Consider the following 14,512-nt stretch of genomic DNA (forward strand, 5'->3'; position numbering starts at 1 on the left):
ATGCTGCTCGCGCTGGTTGCCGTGCTCGGAGGCCTCGGCGGTCAAAGCTCAGCGAGCGCCGCCGACGCTAACGGCCGCGTCAATATTGGGGACTGCTCGTTTCGTAAGGCGGACGGGGACGCCAAGAAGTGGGCGAACCAGATGTGTTGGATTGATGCGTCGGATATTGCGAAGCCGGGGACGCACAATGTGACGAAGCGTTTCGGGGATTACACGCTGACGTACACGGTGACGGTGGAGGCCTCGGATACGGGGACGGGGTCGAATAAGGGCAGCTTGTCGGCGGGGCAGCAGCCGCCGTGGAGCCGGGCTGCGTTCGGGAACCAGATTGCGGGGCAATCGTTCTTCGTTGCGGAGACGGGGGCTACCGCGAATGACATTTTCCAGACGGAGAAGAACCGCTTCGTGCGCCTTTCGTTCCGCAACGTGAAGTTCACGTACCGCGGGCAGCCGCTGCCGTCGTTTCGGATGATGGTTGCGGATGCCGAGTCGACGGGCAGTGTGCTCGGCGGCGAAATGATCAGCGTGGATGTCTCCGACTCGGGCGGCACGGGCACGGTCAATCCGCCGATTAGGCTGACGCCGAACGGCAGTCGTGAGGCGTGCCGGAAGACGTTCGGGGCGGGCGTCGAGAGGAATCAGTGGCAGTGGGCCGACATGGGCGGCAAGAAACGTGACTTCATCTGTGATAATGACTCCGGCGGTACCTACGGCACGTTCCTTGTTGGGTTGGATTCGCCGACGGCGTTTGAGATTGGCATCGCGTCGAACTCGGGCGGTACGGCACGCTTCCCGGACCCGCGCGGCAACCAGGCGTTCGCGATGGCGATCGCGCTTAACCGCATCTCCACTCAGGAAGGCAAGGAGCTGGGCACGGCGGACACGGCGGCGCAGCAGGCGTTCACCGGCCAGGCGGAGCAGCCGGTGACGAGGATTTTCACCCAGGATGGGCAACAGCGTAACTGGATTGAGCCAGTCGGTGGGTCGAGCACTACTCCGGTGCTGCGTCGTCTGAACGCGGACGGTGTGCCGGAGGATACTGTCGGGCTGCAGTCGACGATGGCTGGGAAGGATCTGGCCTTTCGTCGTTACTCCCCGGAGTGGACGTGTAGCGCGATTTCCGCTGACGGCGCCACGGACACCTTCGTGTACGAGCCAGGAGCCAACACTGACCAGGCCCCGGTGCGTTTGACGCACAACGGTGCGCCGCTGAGCCGCGCGGATGCGGAGCGCAGTGGCATTTGGTTCCGGGAAAACCGCGCGGAGGGCGTCTCCGAGGTGCAATTCGCGAACAAGGAAAACCGGGAAATCAACTGTAACGTGCACTGGAAGTCTCGCTTCGCCCCGGCATCGTTGGAGCTGAACAAGCGGGTCACCGGCACGGCGAGCAATTACGCGGAGCTTGCCGGCAAGAAGTTCACCATCGACTACGCGTGCACGGCCCCGGAGGGGTTCCAGGCCGCGTACCCGGATGTGAAGCTCAGCGGGTCCCGCGAGGTGCAGCCGGGTTCTCGCCAGCTTGTCGACGGCCTGCCAGCCGGCGCGACGTGCACCCTCAAGGAAACCGCGCCTGCGGCGGTGTCGGGCGCGGACCTGGATCTGCGGTGGAATGGCGCCACCCACGGCACCCCGAACCAGGGCAGCGCGCAGCATACGTTGACGCTGCAGCCGAATACCGCACCTGCGGCTGTTGAGGCGGAGAACCAGTACTCGGCGCGGACTGCGACGCTGCAGTTGCGTCATGTGGTGCAGGGCCCGGCGGCGACGCCCGTGCTGCAGAATCAGGAATTCACGTTTGAGCTCAGCTGCCCGGCCACCAATGCGCCTGCGCGGCAGATCACGGTCCGCGGGGGCGCCCCGGTGACCGTGGATGGTGTGCCACGCGGGCAGGATTGCGTGTTGCGCCCCGTCGAAGGGCTGACAGCGGAGCAGCAGAAGTACATCAGCCTGACCAGCAGGGACGCCACCGGTGCCGCCCAGCAGCAGGACGGGCTGGCGCTCCGCCTGCCTGCGACCGGGCCTGCGGCCGCCGAGCCGGTGGAAATCCGCAGCACCTACGACTACCGCACCGCCGATGTGCAGGTGCACCAGGTGCTTGCGGGCCCGGCGGGTGCGTTGCCGTCCGTGACGGGCCAGGGCTTCAGCGCGAACTATGCGTGCACGGCCCCGGACGCGACGAAGCGCACCGGCACTGTGACGCTGACTGATGGCCACGCCGTCATCCCGAAGATGCCGGTCGGATCTACGTGTACGTTGAGCTCGCAGGAGCCCACCGCGGCTCCCGGCGAGGGTCCGGTGCGCACGTTCGAGCTGCAGAGCACGACCGTCGCGCCGCAGACGTTGACGGTCGGCGATGGGCAGGCGGACGCATTCACCATCACCCGTACTTACGACTACAAGTACGGCACTGCACAGCTTTCCAAGGTCGTGACTGCCAACGGGGTGCGCAGCTTGCCCGCGAATTACACGTTCAACTTCGCGTGTGGTTCCCGCAACGTCGTGAGCAATGGCACGGTCGAGGCAATCAAGCTGGAGGGCACCGCGACGGTCGCTCCGGGTGCGCCCGTCACGCTGAAAGTGGGGGATCCGCGTGTCGACGACGGCCCCGGCGCCACCATGCGCGTGCCCTACGGCAACACCTGTACCTTCACCGAGGATCGCCCTCAGCTGCCCGGTGGTGTGAACTGGGACACTGACGTGGATAACGTGGCGCTGACCATCACCGGCCAGACCAATACGGCCACCGTGAACAACACGTTTACCCCTGCCGGCAACGGGCTGACCATCACGCAGCGCTACACCGGGGAGCAGGCACTGTACCCGAAGGTGGGCGTCGATTATCAGTTGAGCTGCGGTGCATTTCAAGAGACCTTCCAGCTTGCCGACGGCGCCCAGCGCACCTTCAGTGCCGCCGAAATCCCCGCAGGTACCCAGTGCACCCTTGCGCGGCGCAGCCCGGTGGACACGCAGCGTACCAACAGCAAGGGCGCGGACTACCCAATCACTCACACTACGGTGGGCCATTACGCGCCGGGTGGCGAGCAGTCCACGGAGCTGGCGCCGGGAGTTGCCTTTACGGTCGGGGAGCGCGCGACGCTGGCCATGGAGGACGAGTTCGCCTACCAGCGCGCCACCCTCACCGGGGTCAAGCGCGTGCGGTTCGACCCGGCGACCAAGGGCCTGATCGCGCCTGCGAAGCAGGAGGCGTGGCTTGGTCGGGAGTATCCGGCGTCGCTGCGCTGTGTGCTGCCGGATGGGACGCCGGGGGCGTCGCTGCAGGCGTCAGTGCGCAATGGCGTGGCCGTAACCCAGGGCGACCTGGTGGTGGGCAGTAGCTGCACCGTCGCGGAGAACCCGCTGACCCCGGAGCCAGGCATCCACATGGCGGCCACGACCGCCGTGGACGGCACACCGGGCAACACGTTTACAGTCTTGCGGGCTGGTAACTCGGTGGAGTTCATCAACACGTTCTCCCGCCGGGTCACCGACGCAACCGTGCGCACCGGCGTGGTGCTGCCGGGGACGGCGCGCCAGGACTATGAGGCCACGGGGAAGACGCTCGGCGCGGTGCTGCCCGCCCACCCGGTGACGATGGTGTGCCGCGACGGGGACGCCGAATTGCTCCGCCGCAGCGCCATCGTCGACGGCGAAGGCGCCGTCAGCGTGGCAGGCGTGCCGGTTGGCGCGGCCTGCACGGTCGAGCTCGGCGGGTATGCGCCGCTGGACCTCCAGGCGGACACCCCGGAGGATTCGCTGCGGGCAACAATGCTGCCGGACGCGGTGGACTGGACGGTGAGCCGCCCGGACTCGACACTGGCGACGGGCAAGCCACTCGAGCAGGGGAATGAGGCGGCGGTTGCTCCTGCGTTCGTGGTCGAAGAAGACGCTGCGGCCAACGTGGTGCGTGCTACGAGCCGCTACGTGTACCAGACCGCGCCGCTGAAGCTGCGCAAAGACATCGAAGGCAATTCCGCGGACATGCGACTGCTCGGCGAGGCGAACACGATGCGATTCGCGCTGCAGTGCCGGGCGCTCGGCACCGAGTTGACCAGTGTGGAAGGACTGCCGCTCCAGCTGCAGCCCGGTGACTTCACGGCGGTCGACGGCGGGCTGCGCTACATCTCCACAGGCGGCGCGGAGTCCGCGGTGCCGGTCGGTGCGCACTGTCGCCTGCGCGAAATCGCGGTAGACAACGTGCCCGCCCAGCTCACCGTGGTCGCGGCCCAACCCAGCGTGGAGGCCGACGTCACCACCCAGGGCGCAGAGCTGCACCTGGTGAACAAGATCAGCCGACGCACCACCAACCTGCAGGTAGCGATGCGCCAAACCGGGTACCTCCACGGCGCGGACCCCGCAGGCTACACGGGCACGCTCGTGTGCAAAGACGGCGACGCCACCCTGGCCATCCGTCCAGTCCAGTTCAGCGTGGCCGAAGTTCCCGAGCGCCCGCTGCCCGGCGCGGACGCCGTGCCGGTGACCGGCCTGCGCACCGTGGAGGTGCCGGCGGGGACCTCGTGCACGCTGACCATGGATGCCGCGGCGGCACTCAGCGCGCGTGGCGAGCTCGAAGTGTCCGCGGGTGATCGCCGCCCGTACCTCGGCTTCGCCGCCTGGCACAACGGCACCTACGACGGCCCGGATACCACCGTGGACGGCGTCGCCCCGCAGGACGTGGGGGCCAAGCAGTACGAATACGCAGTGGACGTCCCCGTCGACGCTCCGGATACCACCGCGGCTGACCCGGCGGTGGTCGTCGGTGTGCAGGCGCACCACCCGCGGGCAACCGTGGACGTGGCATTCACCAAGCAGGCTGCCGGCGCCCCCGACGCAGAAGGCACCTACACCTTCCGTGCCAATTGCGGCGACGGCACCCGCGATCCGTTTACCCTGCGCGCCGGGCAGACCCACGTGCTGCGGAACGTGCCCGTGGGCAGCGACTGCACCGTGGAGGAAGAGCAGACGGCTGGTACGTACACGTTCGCGCTGACCTCCCAGGGCGCCAAGCTGGGGGAGGGCTACCAGCCTGAAACCGGCACACCGACCGTGGCGTTTAAGGTGCTCGCCCCCGAGGCCACCGACACCGCCCGCGCGGGCGAGGCCTGGACGGCGACCGCACTGAACAAGTACGCCAGCGTGGCGCTGAACAAGCGCATTGCAGGCACCCCGCTGTCTGGCGTCACCAACGTGGTGGATACCGCCCTGTTGCCGGATCACGCCACCACCATGGACGTCACCTACGAGCTGACCAACACCGGCCAGTTCGACCTGAGCAACATGGTGCTGCGCGACCCAGCCTTGGCAGGCATGACCGTGCGCACGCCCGACGGCCCGCACACCATCGGCGAGCAGGGCACCATCCCCGCCGCCGCATGTTCTGCGGTGCGGGCGGCGCTGGCGCCGGGCCAGTCCGCAACCTGCACCGTCACGGTGGACATCCCCGCGGAGGGAACGTTCCGCCACCGCGGCACCGCGACGCTGCAGGCAGCCACGGGCACCCTCGGGGCGGTCAGCGCCGAATCCACGTACGGGGCGCTGCGGGTGCCGTCGACCATTGGCTGGTTGTTGCCCGATACCGGCAGCACTACACTCGTGTGGATTCTGCTCCTCGGCCTGCTGATCTTCGGCTTCAGCGCCCGACGCCTGCTCACACAGACTTCAACCTCAACAACTCCAACAACAGAAAGTTAGACACCATGAAACACATCATTTCCCGTTCCGCACTCGCAATTTCCACCGCGGCGGCCGTCGCGTTTGTCGGCCCGGTGGGCGCTTCCATCGTTGCGACGATGCCAGCCGCCGTCGCCCAGGCGCAGGTCGACGTCAACCACGCCACCAAGCTGACCATCAAGAAGTACAAGGGCGAGCCGATCGGCGAGAACGGCAAACTCGACGACCTGAAGACGATCAAGGACGTCACCTTCAAGGTGGAGCGTATCGCCACCGCGCCGCTGAACACCGCGAAGGGTTGGGAAGACGTCGCCGCAGAAGGCGAGAAGAAGGTTTCCGATGTGCAGGCGGACCCGAACTTCACAGCGAAGGAAGTCGCCACGAACGCTGACGGCGAGGCCGTGTTCACGGACCTCGGCGTGGGCCTCTTCCGCGTCACCGAGCTGCGCGCCGAGGGCGCGAAGCACTCCGTGGCAACCCCGTTTCTGCTCACCCTCCCAGCATTCGAGAACGGCGAGGCGAAGTACGAGCGCACCATCAGCCCGAAGAACCAGATCCTCGAGCCGAAGAAGTCGCTCATCAGCGAAAACACCACCCTTGGTGACAAGGCCCGCTACCGTATCGACGCCCCCATCCCAGCATTCGGCCCGAACCCGGAAGGCGATCAACTGAGGGTCGTCGATACGCTGGCGGCGAACCTCAAGTGGAGCCAGGCCGAGCACCCCGTGCTGGTGCAGGTGCTGAAGTCCGCCGACGACAAGGCTCCGGAGACGCTTGCCGTCGATACGCACTACACCGTGCCCGATGCGGGCGGCAACACCATCAACGTGACGTTCACCGAGGAAGGCCTGAAGAAGCTGCGCGACTTGCGCGCCGCGAACCCGGGCCTGACCGTGCGCACCGAGTTCGACGCGACGCTGGTCGACCTGCCCGAGAACGGCACGATCGACAACACCGCGCAGGTGTACTACTCCAACGACGACAAGCCGCACAACACCACCCCAACCGACGACCCGGACGGCGGCGCAACGACGCTGAACTTCGCCAATGTTGAGGTGACCAAGCTGCTGAACAAGCAGGCCAAGGACGGCGAAAAGAACGGCGCCGGCGCCCAGTTCCAGATCTTTACCTGCACCAAGCAGAACGACGGCTCCTGGAAGGTCGAACAAGGCACCGCCGCGCAGCGCGTCGTCATTGACGGCAAGCCCGGAACGACCCTGACCGCCGACAAGACCGTCGCTGACGGCAATGAGCACGCCGGTGCCGCCCAGGCGAAGGCCAAGGGCCTGAACCTGACCAAGAAGGACAACAAGTTCGCCGACTACTGCGCAGTAGAAACCAAGGGCGTGTCCGGCTACCTGAACAACCCGGAGCCACAGCCGCTGACCTACGATGAAGCCACGAAGACGCTCACCGGCAGCGTGAACAACGTCAAGGACAACCTGTTCGGCCGCCTGCCAGCAACCGGTGAGCGCACCATGCTCATCATCCTGGCGCTCGGCGTGGTCCTCTTCGGCGGCGGCGCTGTCTACCAGCTGCGCTCCCGCAAGGCATAGGTAGGGGAGCACACAGCGGTGAGAAACCCGGGGACTGCGATGGCGGTGGCGCTGGCCGTAACGGTCGGCGTTGCCGGCGTCGGCATGCCTGCGTTCGGGCCACCCGCCGCGGTGGCTGCGGCACCGAGCAGCGTCACGGTGGACCTGCGCGCCGCCGCGGGTGTCGACGGCCTGGACACCATCGGGGAGCGCACCGTCACCGCCTCACGCATCACCACCGTGGACATGAGTACCCAGGCCGGGCGCGAATCCCTGGCCACCCTCGACGTCCCGGCACTGCTACGTACGCAGCCCGACACGATCGTCGAAGTCGCCACCGCGCGCACCAGCGGCGGACGCGTCACCCTCGACGGCCTGCAACCCGGCGCGTACCTCTTCACGCTTGGCGACACTGAGGCGAAGACGGCGTCGCAAGTCTTCTTCGCACCCTTCGTCGTGCCCGTGACGGGCGGCTCCGCGCGCACCGTGGAACCGAAAGCCCAACAACTCAGCGTCGTGCTCGAGGCCAGCCGCAAGCGCGTCCACCCCGGCGAGGACGTCACCCTCACCGTGCGCGGAGTGGCGCCCAACCCGTCTCTCGACGGCACCATCGGCCACTACGAGCTCACCCTCACGCTCACCGGAAACCTGGAATTCGACGGCGAACCCACCGTGCGCATCAACGGGGCGGCACTCGGCCCGAGTGACGTCACCTTCCACCGCGAAGGCAACCGCCTGCGCGCAGCCTTGACCAAGTCCGGCCTGGAAAAACTCGCGCGCGCCCGCGCAACCGACGCCACCACCACCGTCACGCTCGAGCAGCGCGCCCGCGCCACCGCGCAAGGCACCGCAGGTGCCGACGCCACCCTCACCACCGACGGCATGGACCCCGAACGCAACCACGTCACCGTGCGAGCCACCCACGCGGACGTACTCATCGAGGCGCCTGCGCAGCAGGGCTCCTCCAAGGGGGATCGGCGCTGGCTGTGGGGCCTGCTCGGCCTGCTGCCGCTGATACCGCTGCTGCCAGGGCTGCCAGACACGGCTCCGTCGGACACTGCGCCGACGAGCCCGAGGCCTGCGGGCCCGCAGGGGACCGCGCCGGAAACACCGAAACCTACAACTGAAGCGCAGCCCTCGCAGGACGGACCGCGCGGCCGCGTCGATCAAGTCCTCGCCTACACAGGCGCTAACGTCATCTGGCTCGCGCTGCTCGCCCTCGCTTTGATCGTTTTGGGATGGTTGCTGGCGCGTCGAAAAGAAGACGAGCAACAACAGTGAGCAAACCCAACCGCAAACGCGCCGGGAACCTCATCTCGTTGATCGGGCTGATCCTCGGCGCGCTCCTGCTGCTGTACCCAATCGTGGCCACACTCGCCACCAACGAGCAGCTCCGCCGCCAAGCCGACGCCTACAGCGAACACACCACCAGCCTCAGCGCCGAAGAACGCGACGCCCAACTCGCGCGCGCCCGCGACTACAACCAACGCCTGCTGGCCACCGGTCCACACGCACGCCCACCCGCCACAAACGACCCCGACATGCCCGACTACATGGCACAACTCAACCTGCCAGGCTCCGGGGGCATCATGGCGCGCATCCGCATCCCCGACATCGGCGTCGACCTGCCCGTCTACCACACCACCGCACCCCACGTCCTCTACGACGGCGCAGGCCACATGTTCGGCTCCACCCTCCCCGTCGGCGGCGACGGCACCAACGCCGTCATCACCGCCCACACCGGCATGGTTAACGCCGCCATGTTCGACGCCCTCCCCACCCTCAAAGCAGGCCAAGACATCTACATAGACGTGATGGGGCAGCGACTGCGCTACCAGATGGTCAGCCGCGAAGTGGTGAAACCGGACCAATACCAGGCCGTAGGCTACCAACCAGGGGAGGATCGCCTCACCCTGATCACGTGTACCCCCTACGGGCTCAACACTGACAGGCTGCTCGTCCACGCCATTCGCGTACCTCTTGACCCTGACGCCCCCGAACCGCGCGTCACCGGCCTGGGCATCAGCTGGTGGATGATCCTCGTGGCCCTGATCGTGCTGGTGGTGTTGCTGCTGATTCTGTACCGGCGGTGGAAGCGTCGGCGGGACGCTGTCGAGGAGTAGCTGGGAGTTTGCTGGGCACCACGATCCGCGGCGACGGGCTGGTGAACTGGGGAAACGCTGCGCGGGTCTGCTGAAACCCGGGAATTTGGTGCGCGCCGCGCGAAGTGAGTCAAGCAAAAGCTACAAAATCGCCTGCGACAGCTTCCGCAGGTTCTTGAGTTGCTTGTGGTTGGCGGCGTCAAGGGCGCGTTCCTCGGCGGCGGCCACATCCTCCGCGAGTTTCGCCAGGGCCTTGCCGCCCTTCTTGGTGGCGGTCACGATTTGGCGGCGTCGGTCCTTCGGGTCGCGTTCGCGTTTGACCCACGCGTGCTTCTCCAGGCAGTCGATGAGGCGGACCATGTCGGAGGCGTCGATCGCGAGCAGCTCGGAGAGTTGCGATTGGGAGCGTGCTTGCTCGGAGACGCAGCTGAGCACCCAGAACTCTCGCATGGAGGAGTCGTGCTTCGCCAGGGTGCGCTCCACCTCGTCTTTGGTGTGCCTGCGCACGCGTTCGATCTGGAACGATGGCGAAGTAGTCAGCGCCTCTGGGAGTTCAATCGTGGCCATAAGTCCCAGAGTATCGGGCTGCTGGCCAGGAATGAAACCGTGCTACTCGGTGGGCAGCCCGTTGGCGATCCATTCCATGGTGCCGCCCTCGACGTTGATGGGTTCCCAGCCGTGTACCTGCTCGAGGTATTCGCATGCGCGGGAGGAGCGCCCGCCGGAGCGGCAGATGACGTAGATGTCCTGGTCGGGGTCGATCCGGTCGGTGAGGGTGGTCAGTTCGCTCAGTGGCAGGTTGGTGGCGCCTACGGCGTGGACTTCGGCGTACTCTTCGGGCTCGCGGACGTCGATAAGCTGGGCGTTTTCAGGGACTTTGTTGACGTTGATGGATTGCATGTGCGCGATTGTAGCGGAAGTGTCGGGTGTGTCGGCTACGATTTGCACTATGCGCACGCCTCCTCGAACTCGCCCCCCGCAGTGGGTGTTTTGGGTGCGCCGAATAGTGGCGTTGGTGCTGCTCATGGTGCTCGTCTCGCTGCCGGTACGGTGCGGCAAGGAGGAGCCTACGCCTGCGCCCGAGCCGCCCGCGCCGGCTCCTGCAACGCTCGGCCAGTCGCAGCCGTTGGAGATGTTTATCCCCTCGGTGGGGCTTCGCGCGCAGTTCGAGGACGGCCCGTGCCGCGTGCGCGCCGACGCGCTGGACCCCGCCACATTAGATAAGGCGTGCGTCTACACGGCGTCGGATAAGCCGTACTCGCTGCCGGGCCCGGGTGCTGAGGACCTGGTGGTCGTCGCGGGTCACACGGGTGCAGGGGTGCACGGGGTCTTTGACCAGCTTTTCGACGGCTCCTCCGACCACCACACCATCCATGTTGGGGACATGCTGTACCTGCGCACCGCCGATTCCGAGGCGGCCGGCGGGAAGTGGTTGTCCTACCGTGCGACTGACCTGCATGACCCGGTGAAAGAGGTGATGGCGGGTGATGCCGATATTTGGGGTGATGGGCCACGCCCGGGGCGCCTGCTCACGATCTCCTGTATTCAGCCGCGCAATATTTTGGCGGACTCGGTTCGCAACGCGGTGATTGGGTGGCAATTCGCGTCTGTGCTGGATGCGCCGCCGACCGATACGGGCGCAAAGTAACTGAAGTTTTTTGTGTAAACACTTGTGACTGGGGTGAAGTGCGTCTACAGTGGGGCTAAACCATGAAGTAAGACTTGAGACTTCATGTTGAGCAAAGGAGCCCCTAATGAAGCGCAACACCGTACTGGCCGCCGTCATGACCGGCGCGCTCGCAACCGCCATCGTCCCCATGGCCCAGGCACAGGACGTCCCGCTGCCGGCCGTGACCCACGACATCAACGGTGCCGAGTACTTCCTCACCCAGGACGGCACCCACTACGTGCCGGACCGCAACCTGGTCAACATCGCCTTTGACCAGCTCTCGGCGGCTGACCGTGAGCGCGCAGTGGACGTGGCCAAGGCGGCCGTCGCCGGGCTTATCGACGCCCCCGCTGCCGAAACCGCAGCCCCTGCAGCTCCCGCAACCGAAGTGACGACCCCTGTCGAGCAGCCAGATCCGACCGGCGACCACCAGGACGTCCCATTCACCGCCGAAGATGTTGACCCGAACAACCCGGCACCGGCTGCAGCTGGCCTGATCGCGCTTCCGGCAGTGCTCGCGATTGGTGGTCTGACGTACTACCTCAACGCTGACGGCAAGACCTACGTCACCGACCTGGCCCGCATCAACGAGCCTCCAACCGACGCCGAGGTGAAGGACTCCAACGCGCTGCTGGCAGAAAACGCTGCTGAGGTGGCGCGCCAGGGCCTGGCAACCTCCAAGGCCGCAGGTCAGGCGCCGGTTGAGGCGCAGCAGCAGGCCGCCCCAGCGCAGGCTCCGGTGGCAGAGCAGCGCGGTATCGCGGCTGAGACCGGATCCAACACCCTGGTGCGGGCGCTGTTTGCGTTGGTGGTGGCGTCGATAATTGGTGCAGCCGTCTTTGCATACGGGCGCCGATACCTCATATAGTAAACCTTTGTGAAAACTCGAAATGTCCTTGCTGCAGTCTGTACTTTCTCCCTGGTATTAGGGGGTACGGCGCCCGCGTACGCGCACGTTGATGTTCAGCCGAATGGCAGTGAATGCAAAGCGTTGAAGTCGCAGTTCAAGCGGGGACAGCAACTGGACATTTCGCGGTTTACGTTCGCGGGTGACCACAACACGGGCATCCGCAACAACACCCTCTACCTTTACGACACCACCGGCCACCGCGCCGACATCCAACGCGCCGCCGACCTGTGGGTCAAGGCCGTGCGCGACCGAGGTGGGTACCTGGATATCAAGTTCATCGATCACAAGACGCCCGAGGCCGTCAGCGTGCTCGTTGATCCAAGCCTGCCGGTGCTCGGCCGCGTGACCGGTGGTGGGCCGTCGCTCACCGTGCGGATTAGCCCGCAAATGTTCGCGTCCACAGTTGGCGCGACCAGCCGAATCATGACCATCGCGCACGAAATGGGCCACGCGATGGCACTCGCGCACAGCTGCGACGACCTGCTCATGGTCTCTGGTCGCTCGCGTAAGCCGGGACTTACCCCGCAGCCTCTCGACGCCGAAATCCTCATCCTGCGCAACAACCTGCGCCAGAAGCCGACTCCTACACCGGAGCCTTCGCCTGAGCCTTCGCCTTTGCCACCGGTGGTGACGCCGACGACTTCCGAGCGTCCGAAGCCAAAGCCGACGACATCGTCTTCTTCGTCTTCGTCGTCGAGCCAGCCGTCCCTCCCGGACCTGCCACCGTTGCCGATGCCGACGATCCCGAGCGCCCTACCGCTGCCAACGACCTCGACGAGCTCGACGACTTCTGAAGCGCCCTCCGTCACTGTGACGATCGCTCCGGAGACCACGCCGTCTACCTCGACGACTGCTACCTCTAAGCCTTCTACCTCTAAGCCGTCCTCGACGTCTTCGCAGGTACCGAGCACCGACTACATCGTTGCGCCGGAATACGTCGCCCCGCCAAAGCCTTCCACGGTCGAAGAGGGCGAACGCATCGTCGCCGACGCAGAAGCCACGTTGAAGAAGGCCGAGCAGGCTGAGAAGAACGCTCGGAGTACGAAGGACCGCATCTTGACGCGCCTGCACGTGGAGAATGCGGAGCGTGCCCTCGCGGAAGCCAAGGCAAACCTTGGGAAGCTGCGCGAGCAGCTCGCCAGCGAGACCTCAACGACCACGTCCACAACGCCTACCACGTCGACCACGTCCGCGCCGCGGACAACCGCGACTACGTCGGTTGCGCCAACTCCGACCACGTCGATTACGTCCGTTACGCCAACTCCGACCACGTCGACTACGTCGGTTACGCCAACTCCGACCACGTCGACCACGTCCGCGCCGCGGACAACCACTTCGGCGGCCCCGAGCGTGTCGGCAACGCCAACTACGTCTACGACTTCCGCTACGCGGACAACGCCGACGGTGGGGCCGTCGACAAGCGGGGAGACCTCCACGTCATCGCCTCGTTGCTGCCCGAACTGCGGAGCCACAACACCGCAGTACGAAGCCCCGAGCTACGCGCCCGCAGTGAAACCAAAGAGCGTTGAGGAAGCCCGCGCGGCGCTGGCGACCGCCAAGCAAGAACACAAAATCGCCGAAGCGCTCATGAAGGTTGTGCGCCGCACCGGTTACGCACCAGAAATCAACAAGGCGCAAGCCGAGCTTGACCGCACGTTCTTCCGCGTCGTCGAGGCGCAGGAAAACCTGGACGAGCTGCTGGCAAAGGAGCCGACGCCAACAACCACGGACGTCACTTCTTCTGCTGCGCCATCGTCGGTGACTACTTCGGTCACACCGTCTCCGACCACGTCAGAGGTTTCGACGACCACATCCTCGTCCGCGACCTCGTCCACGTCTTCGTCCGCGTCCTCGGAAGCACCGAAAGCGTCCGCGCCGCGGACAACCGAAACGACTACGGCGGAGCCTTCCACGGAGCCTTCGACTTCCGAGGCGCCGAAGGTGTCCGCGCCGCGGACAACCGAAACGACTACGGCGGAGCCTTCCACGGAGCCTTCGACCTCGGAGGCGCCGAAAGTGTCCGCCCCGCGGACAACCCAAACCATCGAACCTTCGACCTCGGAGACGTCGAAAGTGTCCGCTCCGCGGACAACTACGCCAACGACTACGCTGGTTGAGCCCGCACCAGAGTCTTCAACAACGCTGACTACGACGGCATCCTCTTCGACGACCGAGTCGACTACCACGTCCGAGTCGACTACCACGTCCGAGTCCGCCGCGCGGACAACTGAGGAAGCCCCAGAGCCGGAGGTGGGGACGTCGACAAGTGAGCCGGCACCCGAGCCGAGCGTTCCGGCGCCTGCGACCTGCGCGAAGGATGGTTCTTCAAGTGGATCCTCCGAGAATTGCGAAGGCAGCTCGAAGGGCGGCATCATCGCGGCGATCCTGGTGCCGCTGCTTGCGCTGCTGGGCGCGGCGGCGTTCTGGGCGAAAGATCACCTCAAGTTCTAGACGCTCGTGGTGTGCAGATTGGGCAGCCAGTGACAAAGGACGCAACCCTGCAAAAGCGCATCCTTATTTCCGCTGGTAGGAAAAGGGCTAGATGTATTGGGTTGCGTGTTTTGTCACTCAGGCCGACTCGGGCCTGCTGAGCCGACGCCAAAACCAGGAATTTGGTAGAGGCCCAAGC

The 14,512-nt window shown here is 65.8% G+C and carries 9 protein-coding genes; 7 read left to right on the forward strand and 2 right to left on the reverse strand.

What is annotated here, in order from left to right:
* The 4 genes from ACXIUA_RS00055 to ACXIUA_RS00070 form a co-directional block, all read left to right on the forward strand.
* Positions 1-5,688 (forward strand): CshA/CshB family fibrillar adhesin-related protein (locus tag ACXIUA_RS00055; protein WP_457975840.1); only part of this gene is annotated, 5,688 nt, incomplete at its 5' end.
* 5 nt (positions 5,689-5,693) lie between these two features.
* Positions 5,694-7,223, forward strand: coding sequence for a SpaH/EbpB family LPXTG-anchored major pilin (locus ACXIUA_RS00060; RefSeq protein ID WP_457975841.1), 1,530 nt, complete (start codon positions 5,694-5,696; stop codon positions 7,221-7,223).
* 18 nt (positions 7,224-7,241) lie between these two features.
* Positions 7,242-8,483 (forward strand): LPXTG cell wall anchor domain-containing protein, encoded by a 1,242-nt coding sequence (locus tag ACXIUA_RS00065; RefSeq protein ID WP_256005541.1) that lies wholly within the window; start codon positions 7,242-7,244, stop codon positions 8,481-8,483.
* Entirely contained in the window at positions 8,480-9,325 is an 846-nt protein-coding gene (locus tag ACXIUA_RS00070) for a class C sortase (protein ID WP_256005539.1), read from the forward strand. Before ACXIUA_RS00065 ends, ACXIUA_RS00070 begins: the two co-directional genes overlap by 4 nt.
* A gap of 120 nt (positions 9,326-9,445) precedes the next feature.
* Here ACXIUA_RS00070 and ACXIUA_RS00075 read toward each other — a convergent pair whose 3' ends face one another.
* Positions 9,446-9,871 (reverse strand): MarR family winged helix-turn-helix transcriptional regulator, encoded by a 426-nt coding sequence (locus ACXIUA_RS00075; protein ID WP_070361882.1) that lies wholly within the window; start codon positions 9,869-9,871, stop codon positions 9,446-9,448.
* Positions 9,872-9,913: 42 nt separating this feature from the next.
* On the reverse strand, positions 9,914-10,204 hold the full coding sequence (locus ACXIUA_RS00080; protein WP_070363433.1) for a rhodanese-like domain-containing protein: 291 nt from the start codon (positions 10,202-10,204) through the stop codon (positions 9,914-9,916).
* A gap of 49 nt (positions 10,205-10,253) precedes the next feature.
* Here ACXIUA_RS00080 and ACXIUA_RS00085 point away from each other — a divergent pair, with 49 nt between their 5' ends.
* The 3 genes from ACXIUA_RS00085 (at position 10,254) to ACXIUA_RS00095 (ending at position 14,334) form a co-directional block, all read left to right on the forward strand.
* Positions 10,254-10,952 (forward strand): sortase, encoded by a 699-nt coding sequence (locus ACXIUA_RS00085; protein ID WP_256005536.1) that lies wholly within the window; start codon positions 10,254-10,256, stop codon positions 10,950-10,952.
* 106 nt (positions 10,953-11,058) lie between these two features.
* A complete protein-coding gene (locus ACXIUA_RS00090) occupies positions 11,059-11,841 on the forward strand; it encodes a hypothetical protein (protein ID WP_457975843.1) in 783 nt (260 codons plus the stop codon).
* A 9-nt stretch (positions 11,842-11,850) separates the two neighbouring features.
* Positions 11,851-14,334 (forward strand): hypothetical protein, encoded by a 2,484-nt coding sequence (locus ACXIUA_RS00095; RefSeq protein WP_457975844.1) that lies wholly within the window; start codon positions 11,851-11,853, stop codon positions 14,332-14,334.
* Positions 14,335-14,512: the final 178 nt, after the last annotated feature.

This window comes from Corynebacterium sp. UMB8791, from assembly GCF_054166365.1.

What these genes read in the sequence shown, in the direction of transcription:
- ACXIUA_RS00060 (WP_457975841.1), top strand. Translation starts at nt 5,694, where the DNA reads ATGAAACACATCATTTCCCGTTCCGCACTCGCAATTTCCACCGCGGCG.
- ACXIUA_RS00075 (WP_070361882.1), bottom strand. Translation starts at nt 9,871, where the DNA reads ATGGCCACGATTGAACTCCCAGAGGCGCTGACTACTTCGCCATCGTTC.
- ACXIUA_RS00080 (WP_070363433.1), bottom strand. Translation starts at nt 10,204, where the DNA reads ATGCAATCCATCAACGTCAACAAAGTCCCTGAAAACGCCCAGCTTATC.
- ACXIUA_RS00085 (WP_256005536.1), top strand. Translation starts at nt 10,254, where the DNA reads ATGCGCACGCCTCCTCGAACTCGCCCCCCGCAGTGGGTGTTTTGGGTG.
- ACXIUA_RS00090 (WP_457975843.1), top strand. Translation starts at nt 11,059, where the DNA reads ATGAAGCGCAACACCGTACTGGCCGCCGTCATGACCGGCGCGCTCGCA.